17 protein-coding genes are annotated in these 18243 nt (G+C 66.0%); 5 read left to right on the forward strand and 12 right to left on the reverse strand.

Annotated elements, in window-relative coordinates:
• Positions 1 to 8 precede the first annotated feature (8 nt).
• Genes hpnC through hpnE form a run of 3 tightly spaced genes read left to right on the forward strand, consistent with a single transcriptional unit; the run spans position 9 to position 2988 of the window.
• Entirely contained in the window at positions 9 to 887 is an 879-nt protein-coding gene (hpnC, locus tag METLW3_RS0102250; RefSeq protein ID WP_024878385.1) for a squalene synthase HpnC, read from the forward strand.
• On the forward strand, positions 884 to 1747 hold the full coding sequence (gene hpnD / locus METLW3_RS0102255) for a presqualene diphosphate synthase HpnD (RefSeq protein ID WP_084484763.1): 864 nt from the start codon (positions 884 to 886) through the stop codon (positions 1745 to 1747). Before hpnC ends, hpnD begins: the two co-directional genes overlap by 4 nt.
• Positions 1744 to 2988 carry a hydroxysqualene dehydroxylase HpnE gene (hpnE, locus tag METLW3_RS0102260; RefSeq protein WP_024878387.1) on the forward strand — a complete coding sequence of 415 codons (1245 nt, stop codon included), beginning with the start codon at positions 1744 to 1746 and terminating at the stop codon, positions 2986 to 2988. The genes hpnD and hpnE overlap by 4 nt, the downstream gene beginning before the upstream one ends.
• 194 nt (positions 2989 to 3182) lie before the next feature.
• On the opposite strand, the gene phoB is transcribed toward hpnE, so the two are convergent.
• The 10 genes from phoB to METLW3_RS0102310 all read right to left on the reverse strand — a co-directional run bounded on the left by phoB (position 3183) and on the right by METLW3_RS0102310 (position 13601).
• The gene (gene phoB / locus METLW3_RS0102265; RefSeq protein ID WP_024878388.1) at positions 3183 to 3926 is read right to left on the reverse strand and encodes a phosphate regulon transcriptional regulator PhoB; all 744 of its coding nucleotides are present in this window, start codon (positions 3924 to 3926) and stop codon (positions 3183 to 3185) included.
• Positions 3923 to 4648, reverse strand: a complete 726-nt coding sequence (phoU, locus tag METLW3_RS0102270) for a phosphate signaling complex protein PhoU (RefSeq protein WP_018267050.1) — start codon at positions 4646 to 4648, stop codon at positions 3923 to 3925. The genes phoB and phoU overlap by 4 nt, the downstream gene beginning before the upstream one ends.
• 30 nt (positions 4649 to 4678) lie before the next feature.
• Complete coding sequence (pstB, locus tag METLW3_RS0102275; RefSeq protein ID WP_024878389.1) at positions 4679 to 5464, reverse strand: phosphate ABC transporter ATP-binding protein PstB; 786 nt, start codon at positions 5462 to 5464, stop codon at positions 4679 to 4681.
• Positions 5461 to 6300 carry a phosphate ABC transporter permease PstA gene (pstA, locus tag METLW3_RS0102280; RefSeq protein WP_024878390.1) on the reverse strand — a complete coding sequence of 280 codons (840 nt, stop codon included), beginning with the start codon at positions 6298 to 6300 and terminating at the stop codon, positions 5461 to 5463. The genes pstB and pstA overlap by 4 nt, the downstream gene beginning before the upstream one ends.
• A 3-nt stretch (positions 6301 to 6303) precedes the next feature.
• Complete coding sequence (gene pstC / locus METLW3_RS0102285; protein WP_245267429.1) at positions 6304 to 7224, reverse strand: phosphate ABC transporter permease subunit PstC; 921 nt, start codon at positions 7222 to 7224, stop codon at positions 6304 to 6306.
• A 334-nt stretch (positions 7225 to 7558) separates the two neighbouring features.
• Positions 7559 to 8611, reverse strand: a complete 1053-nt coding sequence (gene pstS, locus METLW3_RS0102290; RefSeq protein WP_024878392.1) for a phosphate ABC transporter substrate-binding protein PstS — start codon at positions 8609 to 8611, stop codon at positions 7559 to 7561.
• A gap of 158 nt (positions 8612 to 8769) precedes the next feature.
• Positions 8770 to 9828, reverse strand: coding sequence for an ATP-binding protein (locus METLW3_RS0102295; protein ID WP_024878393.1), 1059 nt, complete (start codon positions 9826 to 9828; stop codon positions 8770 to 8772).
• Between the two features lie 118 nt (positions 9829 to 9946).
• Positions 9947 to 11029, reverse strand: coding sequence for a lysylphosphatidylglycerol synthase domain-containing protein (locus METLW3_RS0102300; RefSeq protein WP_348625807.1), 1083 nt, complete (start codon positions 11027 to 11029; stop codon positions 9947 to 9949).
• 294 nt (positions 11030 to 11323) lie between these two features.
• Complete coding sequence (locus METLW3_RS0102305; RefSeq protein WP_024878395.1) at positions 11324 to 12901, reverse strand: DNA polymerase Y family protein; 1578 nt, start codon at positions 12899 to 12901, stop codon at positions 11324 to 11326.
• Positions 12813 to 13601: a hypothetical protein gene (locus METLW3_RS0102310; RefSeq protein ID WP_245267212.1), complete on the reverse strand. Its 789-nt coding sequence runs from the start codon at positions 13599 to 13601 to the stop codon at positions 12813 to 12815. The genes METLW3_RS0102305 and METLW3_RS0102310 overlap by 89 nt, the downstream gene beginning before the upstream one ends.
• Before the next feature lie 317 nt (positions 13602 to 13918).
• Between METLW3_RS0102310 and METLW3_RS28035 the strand changes: the two genes are divergently transcribed.
• The gene (locus METLW3_RS28035) at positions 13919 to 14791 is read left to right on the forward strand and encodes a hypothetical protein (RefSeq protein ID WP_157516505.1); all 873 of its coding nucleotides are present in this window, start codon (positions 13919 to 13921) and stop codon (positions 14789 to 14791) included.
• A 130-nt stretch (positions 14792 to 14921) separates the two neighbouring features.
• On the opposite strand, the gene METLW3_RS0102325 is transcribed toward METLW3_RS28035, so the two are convergent.
• On the reverse strand, positions 14922 to 15110 hold the full coding sequence (locus METLW3_RS0102325; RefSeq protein ID WP_018267040.1) for a 4Fe-4S dicluster domain-containing protein: 189 nt from the start codon (positions 15108 to 15110) through the stop codon (positions 14922 to 14924).
• A gap of 248 nt (positions 15111 to 15358) precedes the next feature.
• On the opposite strand from METLW3_RS0102325, the gene METLW3_RS0102330 reads away from it, so the two are divergent.
• Positions 15359 to 16654, forward strand: a complete 1296-nt coding sequence (locus METLW3_RS0102330; protein ID WP_024878398.1) for a PLP-dependent transferase — start codon at positions 15359 to 15361, stop codon at positions 16652 to 16654.
• Position 16655: 1 nt separating this feature from the next.
• Here METLW3_RS0102330 and METLW3_RS0102335 read toward each other — a convergent pair whose 3' ends face one another.
• Positions 16656 to 18065 (reverse strand): cytochrome P450, encoded by a 1410-nt coding sequence (locus tag METLW3_RS0102335; protein ID WP_024878399.1) that lies wholly within the window; start codon positions 18063 to 18065, stop codon positions 16656 to 16658.
• Between the last annotated feature and the right edge of the window lie 178 nt (positions 18066 to 18243).

Below are 18243 nucleotides of genomic sequence, written 5' to 3' on the forward strand. Positions count from 1 at the left end.
GCGATCACATGAGCGACATCGCCGCCGCCGCTTCGGGGAAAGGCCATAAGGACGAGAATTTCCCCGTCGCCTCTCTGTTCGCGCCGCGCCACCGCGCGGCCGTGCTGGCATTTTACGATTTCGTGCGCGCCGCGGACGATATCTCCGACCATGCGACGCTCCCCGGCGATCAGAAGATCGCCATGCTGGACCGCATGGAGGCGGCGCTGCTCGGCTCCGGCGAGGATATCCCCGTCGCAGCAAAGCTGCGCGCCGAGCTGGCCGTCCGCGGCCTCGAGCCCCGCCATGCGCAGGATCTGCTCATCGCCTTCCGCCGCGACGTGACGCAATTGCGCTATCGCGACTGGGACGATCTCATCGATTACTGCCGCTATTCGGCCATGCCGGTCGGCCGCTTCGTGCTCGACGTCCATGGCGAGGATCGCGCGCGGAGCTGGGGGCCGAACGACGCGCTCTGCGCGGCCTTGCAGATCATCAATCATCTGCAGGATTGCGCGAAAGATTATCGCAATCTCGATCGCGTCTATCTGCCGCAGGACATGCTCGCCGCCAATGGCGCGAGCGTCGAGATGCTGTCCGCCGATCGCGCTTCGCCGCAGCTCGCCGCGACATTGCGCGCGCTGGCCGAGCGCACGCAGGGGCTGCTGAAGGAGAGCGCGCCTTTCGCCGATCTCATCGTCGACACGCGCCTCGCCATGGAAGTGGGCGCGATCCAGCGCCTCGCCGAGACGCTCACCGCGCGGCTGCGCGTCGCCGATCCGCTGAGCGAGAAGGTTCACGCCTCCAAGCGCCAATATCTGCTCACGGCGCTGGCCGGCGCCGGGATCACTCTGCTGCGCCGGCTCGTCTCGCCGCGCGCCGCCTCCGCCGCGAGCGTCGCGCGATGAGCATGGAGACGATCGCCCCCGAGGCGCCGCGGGTCGCCGCGAAAAGCTCTTTCTATCTCGCCATGCGCATTCTCGAGCCCGAGCGGCGCGACGCAATGTATGCGATCTATGGCTTCTGCCGCGCCGTCGACGACATTGCGGATGAGGAGGGCGATCGCGCTTTGCGCCTCTCCCAGCTCGACGATTGGCGGCGCGATCTCGACGCGCTCTACGCCGGCCGCACGCATAAGCGTTGCGCCGATCTGGCGCGGCCGGTGCGCCGCTTCGGCCTCGAGCGCGCCGATTTCGAGGCGGTCATCGACGGCATGGCCATGGATGTCGTGGAGGATATTCGCGCGCCGGAATGGGATCGGCTCGATCTCTATTGCGATCATGTGGCGAGCGCGGTGGGGCGGCTCTCGGTGAGGGTCTTCGGCCTTGCCGATGAGGCGGAGAGCGCCGGCGGCGCGCTGCCGACCAAGGCGCGCATGCTCGCCTATCACATGGGCCGCGCCTTGCAGCTCACCAATATTCTGCGCGATCTCGACGAGGACGAGGCGCGCGGGCGGCTCTATCTCCCGCGCGAGGCGCTGGAGGCCGCGGGCGTCGCCGATTTCTCGCGCGGCGCGGTGCTGGCGCACCCCGGCCTTCAGCAAGTCTGCGCTGCAGTGGCCGAGCGCGCGCGCAAGCATTACGCGGAATCGGAGCTGCTGATGCGCGTCTCGCCGCAGCGCGCGGTGAAGGCGCCCTATCTGATGGCGACGGCCTATCGCTCGGTTCTCGATCGTCTGGTGGCGCGCGGCTTCGCGCCGCCGCGCGCGCCGGTCTCCGCCTCGCGGACGAAAGTCCTGCTGGCCCTGCTGAGATTCGCGCTGACGTGAGCGGAACGACGCATATCATCGGCGCGGGTCTCGCCGGCCTCTCCTGCGCCATTCGTCTGACCGACGAGGGCCGCAGCGTCGCGCTCTATGAAGCCGCGCGCATGGCGGGCGGGCGCTGCCGGTCCTATTATGATTCCAGCCTCGATCTCGTCATCGACAATGGCAATCATCTGCTGCTCTCCGGCAACGCCACGGCGCTGGATTACGCCCGCCGCATCGGCTCGGTGGATGAGCTGGTCGGGCCGAAGGAATGCGCCTTCGACTTTTTGGACACGCGCGACGGAACGCGCTGGCGCATGAGGCCGAACGCCTCGCGCCTGCCCTGGTGGATTTTCGTGGCGGATCGCCGCGTGCCCGGCACGGCGCCTGCGGATTATCTCGGCGCGATCGGCATTCTCCTCGCCAAAAAGGGCGCGACCATCGGCGAGGCGATGAATTGCTCGGGCGTGCTCTATGAGCGGCTGTGGGGGCCGGTGCTGCTCTCCGCGCTCAATACGGAGCCGCGCTGCTCCTCCGCCGCGCTCGCCGCCGCCGTGCTGCGCGAGACGCTGGCCGCTGGCGGCGCCGCTTGCCGTCCGCTGGTCGCGCGGCGCGGGCTCGGGACGGCGTTCATCGAGCCGGCGCTGAGCGCTCTCGCCGCGCGTGGCGCCGCGCCGCGCTTCGCCGCGCGGCTGAAGGGAATCGAATTTTCCGGCGAGCGCGCCACAGCGCTCGATTTCGGCGACGAGAAAATCGCGCTCGGCGAGAATGACAGCGTCGCGCTCGCCGTCCCGCCCTGGGCGGCGCAGGAGCTCGTTCCGGGCCTCGTCGCGCCGGATGATTTCCGCGGCATCGTCAATGCGCATTTCAAGATCGCGCCGCCGCCGGGGCAGCCGGCGCTGCTCGGCATGATCGGCTCGCTCACCGAATGGCTGTTCGCTTTCGAGGACAGGCTCTCGGTGACGATCAGCGGCGCCGATCGGTTGATGGACGATTCCCGCGAGAGCCTCGCCGAGCGCATATGGGCCGAGGCAGCCGCCGCCACGGGCCTGCCGGTGGAGCTGCCGCAATGGCAGATCGTCAAGGAAAAGCGCGCCACTTTCGCCGCGACGCCGGCGCAGCAGCAGCGCCGCCCCGGCGCTGTGACGGGGTGGCGCAATCTCTTCCTCGCCGGCGATTGGACTGCGACCGGCCTTCCGGCGACGATCGAGGGCGCGATAAGGTCGGGCTATCGCGCGGCGGAGCTGGCGGGGCGTTCATAGGTCGAGCCCGCCGCCGCCGTCATCGCGAGGAGCGTAGCGACGACGCGATCCAGGGACCGCCCCACGGCTCTGGATTGCTTCGCTGCGCTCGCAATGACGATGGGCAGAGGGAGCGCGTGCAGACAAAAGCGAGCCTGAAGGCTCGCGATCCAAAGCGCCCCCTGGACCGCGAGCCTTCAGGCTCGCATCGCCCCTCAATTCCTTCCAAAAGTCTCGTCGAAGGAATAGCCGGTGCCGCGCACGGTGCGGATCGGGTCCTTCTCGCGGCCGCGGATAATCGCCTTGCGCAGGCGGCCGACATGCACGTCGACGGTGCGCTCGTCGATCTCCGCCGAGAGCCCCCACACGCTGTCGAGCAATTGCGCGCGCGAGAAGACGCGGCCGGGTTTTTCCATCAGATATTCCAGCAGACGGAACTCCGTCGGGCCGAGATGAATCTCGCGCCCGCCGCGCTTCACGCGGCGCGTCTCGCGGTCGAGGTCTATGTCGCCGGCGACGAGCCGCGTCGCCACGCGCTCCGGCCGCGCGCGGCGCAGCAGCGCATGCACGCGCGCCATCAGCTCCGGCGGCGAGAAGGGCTTCACCACATAATCGTCGGCGCCGATGGAGAGGCCGCGCACGCGCTCATTCTCGTCGCCGCGCGCGGTGAGCATGATGATCGGCATGCTGCGCGTGTCGTCGCGCGCGCGCAGCCGTCGGCAGATCTCGAGGCCGGAGACGCCGGGCAGCATCCAGTCGAGAATAACGAGATCGGGCTGCGATTCGGAGAGACGGATCTCCGCCTCGTCGCCGCGCTCTATATGCTCGACGAGAAAGCCCTCGGCCTCGAGATTATAGCCGAGCAGCAGCGCCAGCGCCGCGTCGTCCTCGACGACGAGTATGCGCGGCGCGCGGTCGTGCGGCGCCTCGCGCGGAGCGGCGACGCGGATTTCATTCATTTCGTAGGCTCATCCGGTTCCGCGCTGGCGGGAAGGCTCGCCGATTTGCCTTTGGGGCGGTCGGTCGGCATCGCCTCGCCAGTGACGAGATAGACGATTGTCTCGGCGACATTGGTGGTGTGATCGCCGATGCGCTCTATGTTCTTCGAGCAGAACAGCAGATGCGTGCAGAAGGAGATGTTGCGCGGGTCCTCCATCATGAAGGTGAGGAGATCGCGGAACACCGAATCTTCCAGCGCGTCGAGCTCGCTGTCGTTGGTCCACACGGCGCGGGCGCGCTCGACATCGCGCTGGGCGTAGGCGTCGAGCACGTCCTTCAGCTGTATGGCGGCGACTTCCGCCATCGTCTTGAGGCCGATGACGGCGCGCGGCACGCGCGCCTCGGAGAGGATTTTCACCGTGCGCTTGGCGATGCTCTTGGCGAGATCGCCGACCCGCTCGAGATCGGCGGCGATGCGCATAGCGGCGATGCATTCGCGCAGATCGATAGCGAGCGGCTGCCGCCGCGCGATGGTGAGGATGGCGTTCTCCTCTATCTCCCGCTGCAGCGCGTCGAGGCGCTGATCGGTGGCGACGACGCGATGGGCGAGCTCAATGTCGAAATTGGCGAGCGCATCCATGGCTTCGGCGAGCATTTTCTCGGCGATGCCTCCCATCTCGGCGATTCTGCGGCCGAGCACTTCGAGGTCGCGGTCATAGGAGCTGACGATATGTTCGCTCATGGTCTCAATGTCCTCGTGCGCGATGCGCGCTCAGCCGAAGCGGCCGGTGATATAGTCCTGCGTCTTCTTGTTCTGCGGCGCGGTGAAGAGATTATTGGTCTCGCCGAATTCGACGAGATCGCCGAGATACATGAAGGCGGTGAAATCGGAGACGCGCGCCGCCTGCTGCATGTTGTGGGTGACGATGGCGATCGTGTAGCGCTCCGACATTTCGTCGATGAGCTCCTCGATCTTCGCGGTCGAGATGGGGTCCAGCGCCGAGCAGGGCTCGTCGAAGAGGATCACCTCCGGCTGAATGGCGACGGTGCGCGCGATGCACAGGCGCTGCTGCTGGCCGCCCGAGAGGCCGAGGCCGCTCGAATTCAGCTTGTCGCGCACCTCGTCCCACAGCGCCGCGCCGCGCAGCGCCGCCTCGACGCGCCCGTCGAGCTCGCTGCGCGAGAGCTTCTCGTAGAGGCGAATGCCGAAGGCGATATTGTCGTAGATCGACATGGGGAAGGGCGTCGGCTTCTGGAACACCATGCCGACGCGCGAGCGCAGCAGGTTGAGATCGATGTGCGGGTCGAGAATATTCTCGCCGTCGAGCAGCACCTCGCCCTCGGCGCGCTGCTTGGGATAGAGGTCGTACATGCGGTTCAATATGCGCAGCAGAGTCGATTTGCCGCAGCCGGACGGGCCGATGAAGGCCGTCACCTTATGGGTGTAGAGCGGCAGCGAGATCGATTTCAGCGCCTTCGACGACCCGTAATAGAAATCCAGATCGCGAACCGAGACTTTCGTCGGAATAGTGGCTTCGACAACCGGCATGGCGGTCATTTGTTTTTTCCCTGGCTGCTGAGCGCGCGCGCGGTGATGGAGAGCAGAAGGACGGCGATGGTGACGAGCAGAGCGCCGGTCCAGGCGAGCTGCTGCCAGTCCTTGTAGGGCGAGAGCGCGAATTGGAAGATGACGACGGGCAGGCTGGAGACCGGCGCGTTGAGATCCGTGCTCCAGAACTGATTGTTGAGCGAGGTGAAGAGCAGCGGCGCCGTCTCGCCGGAGACGCGCGCAATGGCCAGCAGCACGCCGGTGACGATGCCGGATTTCGCCGCGCGATAGGCGACGCGCATCAGCATATGGGAGCGCGGCAGGCCGAGCGCCGTCGCCGCCTCGCGCAGCGGCAGCGGCACCAGCAGCAGCATGTCCTCCGTGGTGCGCACGACGACAGGCACCACCAGCACGCCCAGCGCCAGAGCGCCCGCTATGCCGGAGAAATGCCCGACCTGCGCCACCACCACCGTATAGACGAAGAGGCCGACGACGATGGAGGGCGCGCTGAGCAGAATGTCGTTGATGAAGCGCACCACGGTGCTGAGCTTCGAGTAGCGGCCATATTCGGCCATATAGGTGCCGGCGAGCATTCCGAGCGGGGTGCCGAGCAGCACGCCGATCGTCGTCATCACCAGCGAGCCGGCGATGGCGTTGAGCAGGCCGCCGGTGGCGCCGGGCGGCGGCGTCATCTCGGTGAAGACGGCCGGCGAGAGGCCGCGCGCGCCCTCATAGATCAGCGCGCCGAGGATCAGCACCAGCCAGGCGAGGCCGAAGACGGTGCCGGTCCAGCACAGCGTGGTGGCGATCACATTGGTGCGGCGGCGGGAGGTATAGAGGGACAAGGGTCAGGCTCCCGATTTCTGCTCGATGCGCATCAGCATGAAGCGCGCCGCCGCCAGCACGAAGAAGGTGATGACGAAGAGGATGAGGCCGAGCTCGATCAGCGCGGAAGTGTAGAGGTCGCCGACAGCCTCGGTGAATTCATTGGCGATCGTCGCCGAGATGGTCGTGCCGGGCGCGAGCAGCGAGCTCGACACCTTATGGGCGTTGCCGATGACGAAGGTGACGGCCATCGTCTCGCCGAGAGCGCGGCCGAGGCCGAGCATCACGCCGCCGATGACGCCGACGCGCGTGTAGGGGATGACGACATAGCGCATCACTTCCCATGTCGTGCAGCCGACGCCCGAGGCCGCCTCCTTCAGCACCGGCGGGACCGTGTCGAACACGTCGCGCGAGATGGAGGTGATGAAGGGCAGCACCATGATCGCCAGAATGAAGCCGGCCGTCAGCATGCCGATGCCATAGGGCGGGCCGGCGAAGAGGCTCGACAGCACGGGAATGTCGGCGGTGAGAGAGATCAGCGCCGGCTGCACATGCTGCTGCAGGAAGGGCGCCAGCACGAAGAGGCCCCAAATGCCGTAGATGATCGACGGGATGCCGGCGAGCAGCTCGATCGCGACGCCGATCGGCCGGCGCAGCGCATGGGGGCAGAGCTCGGTGAGGAAGATGGCGATGCCGAGGCCCAGCGGCACGGCGATGACCATGGCGATGGTCGACGTCACCAGAGTGCCGTAGACGGGCGCGACGGCGCCGAATCTCTCGGTGACGGGATTCCACGATTCCGTCGTCAAAAAGCCGAGGCCGAAGGCCTTTATCGCCGGCAGCGAGCCATAGATCAGCGAGAAGATCACGCCGCCGAGAATCAGAAGGACGAGCACCGCGGCGGCGCGGGTCAAATTATGAAAGAAGAAGTCGAACAAGGCCATGCGGCCGAGAACTTTCCCGCGGTCGACTTCGGCGGCGCGGGGCGTCGCATCTACGATTGCTAGGTCCGACACGCTATTGTCTCTCGTTTGGCGGTTGAAGCCGGCGTCCATCGCGCGCTCCCGAAGGCGGATTTTTCATCTGAGGTCATAGCGCAGGTCTCGAGGGAACTCACCGCGTCGAGGCGTTCCGCGTCGAAAAGAAGCGGGAAAGCTCGTCCTCGGGCGGTTCGTCTCGCGCCATTCCGCCACCTCTGCCCCTCGCGTCGAGGGGCGCCGGCGATATCTCCAGGGATGGTCTCGTCCAAGGATGATCTCGCCGGCGCGCATCGATGCGTCAGTTGATCGACGCCAGCGGCTTGCCGCTCGCATCCTTGATATTGGCCGTCCAGCTCTTCTTGATCAGAGCCACGACATTGGCCGGCAGCGGGATGTAATCCAGCTCCTCGGCCGCCTTATTGCCCTTGGCGAAGGCCCAACCGAAGAATTTCAGAGCCTCGCCGGCCGCAGCCGTATCCTGCGGCGCCTTGGGCAGCAGAATGAAGGTGGCGGCGGTGATCGGCCAGGACTGCGCGCCCGGCTGGTCGGTGAGGATCTGATAGAAGCCCGGCGCATTGGCCCAATCGGCGTTGGAGGCCGCGGCCTGGAAGGTCGGCGTCGTCGGCGCGACGGTCTTGCCGTCCTTGTTGACGAGCTTGGTGTAGGTCAGCTTGTTCTGCTTGGCGTAGGCGTATTCGACATAGCCGATGGCGCCCTTGGTGTTGGCCACATTGTTGGCGACGCCCTCATTGCCCTTGGCGCCGATGCCGACCGGCCATTCGACCGAGGCGTTCTCGCCGACCTTGGCCTTCCAGTCCGCGCTGACCTTGGACAGGTAATTGGTGAAGTTGAAGGTCGTGCCCGATCCGTCCGAACGATGCACGACGGCGATCGCGGCCGAGGGGAGCTTGGCCTTCGGGTTCAGCTTCTTGATCGCGGCGTCGTCCCAGCTCTTGATCTCGCCGAGGAAGATGGCGCCGAGCGTCTTGCCGTCGAGGACGAGATCGCCGGAGGCGACGCCGTCCAGATTGACGACCGGCACGATGCCGCCGATCACCTGCGGCCATTGGGTGAGGCCGGCGGCCTCCAGCTCCTCGGCCTTCAGCGGCTGGTCGGAGGCGCCGAAGGTCACGGTGCGCGCCTTGATCTGCTTGATGCCGCCGCCCGAGCCGATCGACTGGTAATTGAGGCCGTTGCCGGTCTCTTTCTTATAGCTGTCCGCCCATTTGGCGTAGATCGGATAGGGGAAGGTGGCGCCGGCGCCCGAAATGTCGATCGCGAGGGCGGCGCCGGCCGTGGCGACGGCCAGGGTCGTCGCCAGAGCGACACGATGGAAAACTTTGGAAAGCATGTTCGGTCTCTTTCGAGCTCGAGGTTCACTGTGTCGGCGCGCGTCCAGCGCCCCAGCGAGGCGCACCCTAGAGGCGCGCGACGAGGGTTTTACGACAGCTGGATGACTGTCACATGACATAGTATCCAACTGAATCTATTTGCTAAATCTGCGCTGGATCAGGCGCTGTCGGGCTTTTCCGGGTCGATCAATGGCAAAAATACGCGGAAAGTGGCGCCTTTTCCTGGCGCGGAATCTATGGCGAGCCTGCCGCGGTGGCGAGCCACGATATGCTTGACGATCGCCAAGCCGAGTCCCGTGCCGCCCTTGGCGCGGCTCTTGCCGGCGTCGACGCGATAGAAACGCTCGGTGAGGCGCGGCAAATGTTCCGGCGGGATTCCGAGGCCGTGGTCGCGCACCGAGAAGACGGCGGAGGCGCCGAGCGGCGAGAGCGTGATCTCCACCGGACCCGCCCCATATTTGATCGCGTTCTCGATGAGGTTTTCGGCGACGCGGGCGAGCTCGTCGCGGTCGCCCGGCACGACGACCGTGTCCTCTATGTCGAGCTTCAGCTCTATGCCGCCGTCCTCCGCCATGGGCGCGAGCGTGTCGACGATATGGGCGACGAGAATGCCGAGATCGACCGGCGTGTCCGGGCGCAGATGCAGATGCTGCTCGATGCGCGAGAGGGAGAGCAGATCGTCGACGAGGCGCGACATGCGCTGCGCCTGATCGCGCATGATGGAGAGAAAGCGGTCGCGCGCCTTGGCGTCGTCGCGGGCCGGGCCTTGCAGCGTCTCCACGAAGCCGAGCAGCGAGGCGAGCGGGGTGCGCAGCTCATGGCTGGCGTTGGCGACGAAATCGACGCGCATGCGCTCGACGCGGCGCGATTCGGTGAGATCGCGCAGGCTCACCACGGCGGCGTTCTCATAGCCCTCGAGGCGCAGCGGCGCGATATGCACCTCGAACCAGCATTCCACCGGCAGGCGCTCGAGCCAGATGACCTTCTCCGGCTGGCCGCCGCGCAGCACGCGGTCCAGCGCGTCCAGCACATCGGGCGAGCGCAGGCTGCGCGCCAGCGGATCATTGGGCCGCAAGGAGGGCAGCACGGAGCGCGCGGCGCGATTGGAGGCGACGATGCGCGCCTCCGAATCGATGACGAAGACCGCCTCCGGCAGCGCGTCGATGACGAGGCCGAGCAGAGCTTCGCCCTGATAGCGTCGGCGTAGATCCGGCATCGGTCCTCTCGTCATCGTGTCCCTGGATGAGGAAACGTCTTTATTCCACGATCACGCGGCGTGCGGCCTATCGGTTTCGCGCTCCCCCGTGAGCGGGAGAACACGGCCGAAAGTCGTATCACTCGCGCGTCTCCAATATGCGCGCGATGGTCTCGCGCAGGCTGTTCCAGCGCCGCGAGCCCTCATCGGCGCCGAGCAGCGCGAGCGCGAAAATAAATGGCAAAAAGTAATAGATGACGCGGAACAGCAGGAGCGAGGCCAGCAGGCTCTCCTGCGAATGCGAGGGCAGCGCGTTCAGCATCGTCGCCTCGAAAACGCCGATGCCGCCCGGCGCATGGCTGATGACGCCGAGAATGCAGGCGAAGACATAGACCGAGACGAAAGTCGCGAAATCGAGATCGACGTCATGCGGCAGCAGCGCATAGAGCGCGGCCGCGGCGCAGCAGAGATCGGCGACGCCGAGCAGAGTCTGGCCGCCGGTGGGCGCGAGGCCCGGCAGCTCGAAGAAATGCCCGCGCAGCCGCACCCGGCGCCGGCGCAGCGACACCCAGACGACATAATAGCCGATGCCCGCGCAGGTCGCGAGGCCGAGCCCGAAATTGAGGAAGGCCGGCAGCTTGTCTATGGCGCCGAGCTCGCTGGCGCGCGCCATGAGGCCGACGCCGACCACAGAGGTCATGCCGAGCCAGAAGGTGACGCCCGCTATGACGGTGATATTGGCCACCTGCACGGCGGTGACGCCGACGCGCGCATAGATCCAATAGCGGACGGCCGCGGCGGTGACGACGGGAAAGCCCAGATTGAAGGAGAAGGCGTAGCTCGCGAAGGAGGCGAGCGCGGCGATGCGATAGGGCACATGCAGCCGCAATTGCCGCAGCGCCAGCGCGTCATAGCCGGTGAGCGCGACATAGGAGAGCGCGGTGAGCAGCAGAGCGGCGAAAATCTGCTCGGCGCTCATCGCCGCTATGGCGGCGCGGACGTCGGAGAATTTGACGCTCGAGATCGCGCTGGCGAGGGCGAAGCCGGCGAGCGCGAAAACGGCGAGGCTGGCGACGCCGCCGAGCGCCTTGCCGAGATTGGGCGCGATATAGCGGCGCGCCGTCGTCAGCAGATCGAGACCGGCGCCCTGGTCCGGATTGGGCTTCTCCTCGGCCGGCGCCTCGACGCCGGCTTCCGAAAGATCGCTGTCTGGCCGCTTCAATTTCGCTTTTTCCTCGATGCGTCGTCGAATATGCGCGGAATAGGCTTCTTCGATACGACGTCGGGCGGCGGAGTTCAAAGGCGATCGGCGGGCCTCGCGGCGTCCGTTCATAGGAATCTCGTTCGTTCCTGTTGCGCGCGCCCTCGGGCGGCGGGATGAGACGCCGGCGCGGAGCCCGCCCATCGTTCATCCGCGCGTCGCAAGAGAACGTCGCGAGGAGAGCAGGGCTCGGTTTCGCCCCGAAGCGTGACGATAAGATGACGCGGCGGCCCGGACTGTCATGAGGGCGGGCCGTCAGAACAAGCCATGCACGAACCAGCGCGGCGGCTGGCTCTCGCGCTCGAGGAGCCCCTCGCGAAACAGCCAGAAGCGTCCGCCCTCCCGATCCTCCACATAGAAATAGTCGCGGGTGGCGGCGTTTTCCGGCGCGCTCCACCATTGCGGGGCGATGCGCTCCGGCCCCTCATAGGCCGCGAGCTCGTGCAGCAGCCGGCGCCAGCGAAAGCGTAGTGGCGGCCCGTCGGGCGTGAGCGCCACCGCCTCGATCGGCTCCGGCCGCTCGAACAGCCGCAGCGGCCGCGCCGGGACGCCCTCGCGGAGATAGGGAGGCGGCGCTGCCTCCTCCACCGCCGCGGGGGCTGGGCCGGAGGCGGGCCGCAGCGTGACGGCGAGCTCTGGAATATGCGAGGCCTGCGGATAGACCCGCAGCACGCGGCGCGGCCCGAGCCGCGCGCCGAGTCGATCGACGAGATCGTCCAGCCGCGCGTCATGCGCATTTTCCCGTCCGGCGAGGCCGAGATCCTCCTGCGGCTCGGCGCAGCGCTCGACGCGCGCGGCGCCGAGCCGCAGCACATCATAGCCATAGCCCGTGTCGAGCCCTTCCTCCGCCAGCACGGCGAGGCGCTCGCGCAGCAGCAGGGCGATCGTCCCGGGATCGCGCAGCGGCCGGCTGGTCCCCGTTTCTATATGCGCGACGGCGCCGTCGACGCGGTAGAAGACGGCCTCCAGCTCCCGCGCGCCGACGCCATGGCGCTCGAGCAGCAGGCACAGCTCTTGGGCGAGGCCGTGCAGCGTGCGCTCAATGTCCTCCTGCCGCGTGAGGCCTTCGGGAAAGCGGCGCTCGGCCATGAAATCCGGGGCCTCGAAGCGCGGCGAGATCGGCTCGCGGCGGCGGCAGGCGATGGCGTCGAGCCGCGCCATGGCCTCCGCCCCGAGCCGCGCCGTGAGTGGCGCGCGCGGCCGCGCCAGCAGATCGCCGAGGCTGCGCAGGCCGGCGCGATCGAGCCTGAGGCGCGCCGCCGCATCGAGATCGAGCGCGGCGATGGGCAGGCCGGCGGCGATCGCCTCCAGCTCCTCCCCGGTCGCTCCCTCCGCGACATGGCGCAGGCGGGAAAAACGCGCCAGCGCCCGCGCCAGCGCCGGGCCGGGCGCGATCGCTCCTCTCGCCGCAAAGCCCTGGGCGGCGAGGCGGCGCTCGATCTCCGCCAGCAGCGCCGCCTCGCCGCCGAAGAGATGCGCCGCTCCCGAAATATCCATGAGCAGCCCATTCGGCGGATCGGCCGCGGCGAGCGGGGTGAAGCGACGGCACCAATCGGCGATCCGCCCCAGCAGCTCGGCGTCGGCTCGGGGGTCGGCCTCGGCCAGCCGCAAGGCGGGGCGCATGGCGCGCGCGTCGGCCACCGCCATGCCGGGGGCGAGCCCGGCCACCTCGGCGCGGGCGTCGACGGCGGTCAGCCGTTCGGCGCCGCCGAGCTTGGCCCAGACGGCGAAGGGCGTCTCCGCCTCAGGCGAAGGCGCGCTTTTGCGCGAGAGCCGGTCGGTCGAAAGGCGCGGCAGATGCACGGCGAGGCAACGCATGGAAAGGCGCCCCATGGAACTCGGCCTCCTGATGGTCGAAAACAATGTCGCGCCAAGCCTGCGGGTCGAAGGCGCCGACGAGGCCGCGCGCCTTGACGACGCGCAGACGAAAAGCGGGCGGGCCGGGCAGGGGCCGCGGCGCGCCCTCGGCCCGGGGCGGCGGCGCGCCGGCGGCGATCTCGAAGCGCGCCTCGGCGGCGCTGGCGAGCCTTTGCGCGGCGCCGGCCGCGCGCGGCAGCAGCAGCAGGCCGGCGCATTCGCCGCGGCGGGCGGCGAGCGCCAGCCGGCGCGAGGCGGTGAGGTCATAGGCGCCCGCATCGGCCCAGCTCTCGGCGATGACGACAGCGGCGCCGCTCTTCAGCGCCTCCTCCATGGCCCAGAGCGTCTCGCGCGGGCGGTGCGTGCGCGCCAGCACCAGAAGCTCCGGCGGCAGGCCCGCCGCCTGCAGGCCCCGCCCATAGGGCAGGCCGAGCTCGCGCGCCGCCATATCCTCGGCGATCCAGACGATCCCGCCCTGCGGCCGCAGGCGCAGCCGGCTCAGCGCCAGAGCGAAGGTGAAGCCCGCCGCCGCCGCCGCGTCGGTCGGCCGCGCCGGCAAGGCCTCGCGCAGGCCGCCGCGGCCGGGATCGAACAGGCGCGACAGCCCCTCGTCCCGTGGAACGGCCGCAGGCGCGGGCGCGCCGCCCGCCTCCAGCGCGGCGATCCGACGACGCAAAAAAACAATGCGTTCCGATGAGCCGCTGCGCGACATCGGGTCCCCGATCTCCAGAGTGTTGCCTATTTGTTCTCATGCTGACTCCGCTGAGGGGGAGAGTCAAGCGGGGGAGGCGTGGTGGCGCGCCTCATTCCGCTGTATAGCGGCATATGCTGTCGTATCGACAGGAGGGCCGTGAAAAAGACCCGTTTTGCTGGGACCGGCTTGCTGCGGCGGGCTCGAGACCGAGATCGGCTTACGAATGTCGCTCGCATTGATCGACATATTCGTCGGCGGTATGATGCAGAAAAACTTCGCGCGTTATCTGAGGTTTAACGATGATTGAACAGGGTGTGCTCTCAAGCGAAGTTCTTTTTTCCTCAGATAAGATAAAAATAGAGTATTTTTTCCATACGGAAGGAAAGGCGAAAAATCTCGCATTCACATTTTCAAACCACGGAAACAGGACATTGGATGGGTGTTCTGATGGGGGCAGTCTATTAACAAGAATAGGCTTTGACGTGATATGCCTTAAGACGATTGCAGATGATTGGTTTCAGTCTATCCCTGAGAATATTTTTGACACTATATCGAGGATAAACAGAGATTTTTCGTATGAAAAAAGAGTTGCATGCGGTTTTTCGATGGGAGGCTATGCTGCTGCTGCTTTTTCTAGACAATTGAATTGTGATGTTGTTCTTCTTTTCTCACCGCAGTTCACTGTTTTGGAGAGTTTCGACGCGAGGTGGCTTCCTAAGGTTGCTCCGGGTGTTGAATGGAATTATTTTATATCTATGGATACATTGAGCTTGCATGCGAAGTTTTATATTATTTACGACAGCAAGGATTTGGATCGCTATCAGATTCAATGTTTTTCTGAAATAATTCCAAGCCAAAATCTCAATATCCTAAAGGTTCCTTATTGCGATCATACGTCGGTTGCTTTTTTTAAGGAAGTCGGCCTACTGAATCGATTTATCGAATCGATTCTGTGTCATGGCGTGATCCCAGATGTTCGGGTAAAGAAAAATAAAAAATCGTCGAGAACCTATCTGCATACGCTTTCTCTTCATTTGTTCAACAAGAACAAGCTTCGCTTGGCGCGTGCTGTCAATGACATTGTAATTGAGTTGGAGCCCGGAAATATCGAAAACTATAAAGTGCGATGCTGTATTCTCGAAAAGATCATATCCGAAAATAGGTTGACATAAAAGCAGTGCGCTTGCTGCGCCGTGACAGGGACATAAAAGGCGTCCCGCCTCCAAAAAAATCCGCCTCTCCCCGGAGAAACTCCGCCGGGGAGGGCTGCTTTCGTCGCCGACTATCTGGTCGCGTCTGGCGTCACGCAGGGACGCAAGTGTCGGGAACCGGACAAACCTCGGCGCAATGCGGAGACTCGCCGTCGCATTCCGTGCACTTCTTGGGGTCGATGATATAGGTGTCGCCCTTCATGCGAATGGCGGCGGTCGGACAGTCGAACTCGCAGGCGCCGCAGACGGTGCATTGCGACGCGATAATCTTCAAGGCCATAATACTCTCCCCGATCGGTTTGGGACGCGGCGCCCGCGAAACGGCGCCGCGCGTCTCGACGCGACAGACGGGGGTAAGCAAGAATCGTTTCAATTTACCGCGGGCCGCTGCGAGACGCTTCCGCTCGCGACGGATGGTCGCGCGGGCGGAGACAGGCGACGCCTTTAAACCCCACATTGCCCGTAGACTAATAATCCGGTTTAATCCGGCCTGCGAGTGCGCCGTGGCGCCAAAAAACGAGGACGGAAATGCCGATCGACAGCAAGCATCCCGAGACACTGGCCCTTCACGCCGGCTGGCGTTCCGATCCGGCGACCGGCGCCGTCGCGCCGCCCATCTATCAGACGACCTCCTATCAGTTCCGCGACACGGAGCACGCCGCAAATCTCTTCGCGCTGAAGGAGCTGGGCAATATCTACACGCGCATCGGCAATCCGACGACCTCCATTCTCGAGGAGCGTCTCGCCGCGCTCGAGGGCGGCGTCGCGGCGCTCGCGCTCGCTTCCGGCCAGGCGGCCTCGGCCTTCGCGCTGCAAAATCTCGCGCGCGCCGGCGACAATGTCGTCGCCTCCACCGATCTTTATGGCGGCACCTGGAATCTCTTCGCCAATACGCTGAAGGATCAGGGCCTCGAGGTGCGCTTCGTCGATCCGAGCGACCCGGAGAATTTCCGCCGCGCCACCGACGATCGCACGCGCGCCTATTACGCCGAGACTCTGCCCAATCCCAAGCTCACCGTCTTCCCTATTGCGGAAGTTGCGGCGATCGGGCGCGAATACGGCATTCCGCTCATCGCGGACAACACCGCCGCGCCGCTATTGGTGAAGCCCTTCGAGCATGGCGCGGCGATCGTAGTCTATTCGACGACCAAATATATCGGCGGCCATGGCACGTCGATCGGCGGCGCCATCATCGACGGCGGCAATTTCGATTGGGAGAAATTTCCCGAGCGTCAGCCCGCGCTCAACACGCCGGACGCGAGCTATCACGGCGCCGTCTGGGTGGAGGCGGTCAAGCCGCTCGGCCCGGTCGCCTATATCATCAAGGCGCGCACGACATTGCTGCGCGATCTCGGCGCCGCGGTTTCGCCCTTCAACGCCTTTCTCACTCTGCAGGGCATAGAAACCCTGCCGCTGCGCTTGGAGCGACACGTCTCCAATGCGCAAGCGGTCGCGGATTTTCTGTCGAAGCGCGCCGAGGTGACGAAGGTCATTCATCCCTCGCGCCAGAGCGGCGCGGAGCGCGAGCGCGCCGATAAATATCTGAAGGGCAAATATGGCGCGCTGGTCGGCTTCGAGCTCGCCGGCGGCCTCGAGGCCGGCCGGCGCTTCATCGATGCGCTGAAGCTCTTCTATCATGTCGCCAATATCGGCGACGCCCGCAGCCTCGCCATTCATCCGGCGACGACGACACATTCGCAGCTGTCGCCGGAAGCGCAGCTCGCGACCGGCGTCACGCCCGGCTACGTGCGTCTCGCGATCGGCATAGAGCATATCGACGATATTCTCGCCGATCTCGACTCCGCGCTGAAGGCCGCGGCCTGAGTCACGGAACCTCAGCGTCATGCGCCGCCCGCTGGGTCGGCGCATGTTTCGCGAGCGGCGTCAGGCGCAGCGGCAGCGCGCCTTTCGGCCGCATGGCGAAGGTCGGCGCCAGCTCCAGCCGATGGCCGGGGACGGTCTCGAAGCGGAACTCGCGCAGCAGCGTCGCGACGATGGTCGCCATCTCCGTCAGCGCGAAGCCCATGCCGACGCAAATGCGCGGCCCGGCGCCGAAGGGCAGATAGGCGTAGCGATGACGCGCCTTCACCCGCTCCGGCGAGAAGCGGTCGGGGTCGAAGGCGGTCGGCTCCTCCCACAGCTTCTCATGCCGATGCAGGCACCAGATGAGCACATAGATCGGCTCCTTCGCGCCCACGCGATAAGGGCCGAGCGTCGTATCCTCGCGCGGCTGGCGGCCGAGCGCCGCGAAGGGCGGGAAGAGCCGCATCGATTCTTGCAAAACCTGCCGGGTGAAAACGAGGCTCTCCACCGTCTCTGGCGTGATCTCGCCGTCGCCGGCGACGCGCTCCGCCTCCTCGCGGGCGCGCTGCTGGCTCGCCTGATCCTTGGCCAGCAGCCAGAAGGTCCAGGCCAGCGCGACGGCGGAGGTCTCATGGCCGGCGAGCAGAAAGCCGTGGAGATTGGCGACGAGCTCCGCGTCGGTCATGACGCGGCCGCTCTCCGGGTCCTTCGCCGACAGCAGAAGGCCGAGAATGTCGCGCGTCGGCTCGGGCCGGGCGCGGCGCTCGGCGAGCAGCTTCACCGTCTCCTCATGCACGAAGCGCGAGCCGGCGCGCGCCGAGAGCAGGCCCGGATAGGGCGTCCAATCCGGCGGCAGGCGGAACATCACGGCCAGCATGCGCCAGGCGAAGCTGCCGAGAACCGGCCGCAGCGCCGCGATGAAGCGCTCGCCGTCGAAATTCTCCGAGGCGCCGAACACGGCCTTTTCGATGACGGCGAATGTCGTGCGCGACATGGCCTCGGTGATGTCCACCTCGGCGCCGTCGCCGAGACGGCGCCATTCCTCGGCCTGCGCCTGCGCGCAACGCACGAAATAGGGCACGAGCGCCAGAATATTTTCGTAGCGAAAGGCCGGCGAAATGGCGCGCCGCTGCCATTTCCATTCCGCGCCTTCCGAGAAGAACAGCGTGTCGCCCTCGACAGGCCCGCGCAGCGCCTTGGCGGCGATGTCGTCGCGGCGAAAAGCTTCGGCGCGCGAGACCAGCAGCTCCTCGATCAGCTCCGGTTTCACGACATAGTGCATGCGCGGGAAAAAGGGCCACAGGCCTTTGGCGGTGAAGAAATCGGTCCGATAGGCCTCGGGCGCGTAATTCTCGAGGTAATTGCGCGTCACCGCCCCATAGGACGGCTTTTTCCGCGGGGTGAAGGGCATGAAATCGGGATCGTGAAACATGACGGCCTCCGCAATGGTCGAGCTCGGCGCCCGATGCTATCGGAGCGAAATTCGCTTTTTCTGTGATCTCGGGGGCGGAGCCCCGCCTTTTGCCCGATCCAGCCCTAGGAGCCGGCCCGGACGCGGAACGGTTGCGTCCTCCCGCAATTGGCGGCATTTAGAAAAAATCCTGTCACCA

It is taken from the genome of Methylosinus sp. LW3 (genome assembly GCF_000527115.1).
Taxonomy (GTDB): domain Bacteria; phylum Pseudomonadota; class Alphaproteobacteria; order Rhizobiales; family Beijerinckiaceae; genus Methylosinus.

What these genes read in the sequence shown, in the direction of transcription:
- hpnC (WP_024878385.1), top strand. Translation starts at nt 9, where the DNA reads ATGAGCGACATCGCCGCCGCCGCTTCGGGGAAAGGCCATAAGGACGAG.
- hpnD (WP_084484763.1), top strand. Translation starts at nt 884, where the DNA reads ATGAGCATGGAGACGATCGCCCCCGAGGCGCCGCGGGTCGCCGCGAAA.
- phoB (WP_024878388.1), bottom strand. Translation starts at nt 3,926, where the DNA reads ATGAATGAAATCCGCGTCGCCGCTCCGCGCGAGGCGCCGCACGACCGC.
- phoU (WP_018267050.1), bottom strand. Translation starts at nt 4,648, where the DNA reads ATGAGCGAACATATCGTCAGCTCCTATGACCGCGACCTCGAAGTGCTC.
- pstB (WP_024878389.1), bottom strand. Translation starts at nt 5,464, where the DNA reads ATGACCGCCATGCCGGTTGTCGAAGCCACTATTCCGACGAAAGTCTCG.
- pstC (WP_245267429.1), bottom strand. Translation starts at nt 7,224, where the DNA reads ATGGCCTTGTTCGACTTCTTCTTTCATAATTTGACCCGCGCCGCCGCG.
- pstS (WP_024878392.1), bottom strand. Translation starts at nt 8,611, where the DNA reads ATGCTTTCCAAAGTTTTCCATCGTGTCGCTCTGGCGACGACCCTGGCC.
- METLW3_RS0102295 (WP_024878393.1), bottom strand. Translation starts at nt 9,828, where the DNA reads ATGCCGGATCTACGCCGACGCTATCAGGGCGAAGCTCTGCTCGGCCTC.
- METLW3_RS0102305 (WP_024878395.1), bottom strand. Translation starts at nt 12,901, where the DNA reads ATGGGGCGCCTTTCCATGCGTTGCCTCGCCGTGCATCTGCCGCGCCTT.
- METLW3_RS28035 (WP_157516505.1), top strand. Translation starts at nt 13,919, where the DNA reads ATGATTGAACAGGGTGTGCTCTCAAGCGAAGTTCTTTTTTCCTCAGAT.
- METLW3_RS0102325 (WP_018267040.1), bottom strand. Translation starts at nt 15,110, where the DNA reads ATGGCCTTGAAGATTATCGCGTCGCAATGCACCGTCTGCGGCGCCTGC.
- METLW3_RS0102330 (WP_024878398.1), top strand. Translation starts at nt 15,359, where the DNA reads ATGCCGATCGACAGCAAGCATCCCGAGACACTGGCCCTTCACGCCGGC.
- METLW3_RS0102335 (WP_024878399.1), bottom strand. Translation starts at nt 18,065, where the DNA reads ATGTTTCACGATCCCGATTTCATGCCCTTCACCCCGCGGAAAAAGCCG.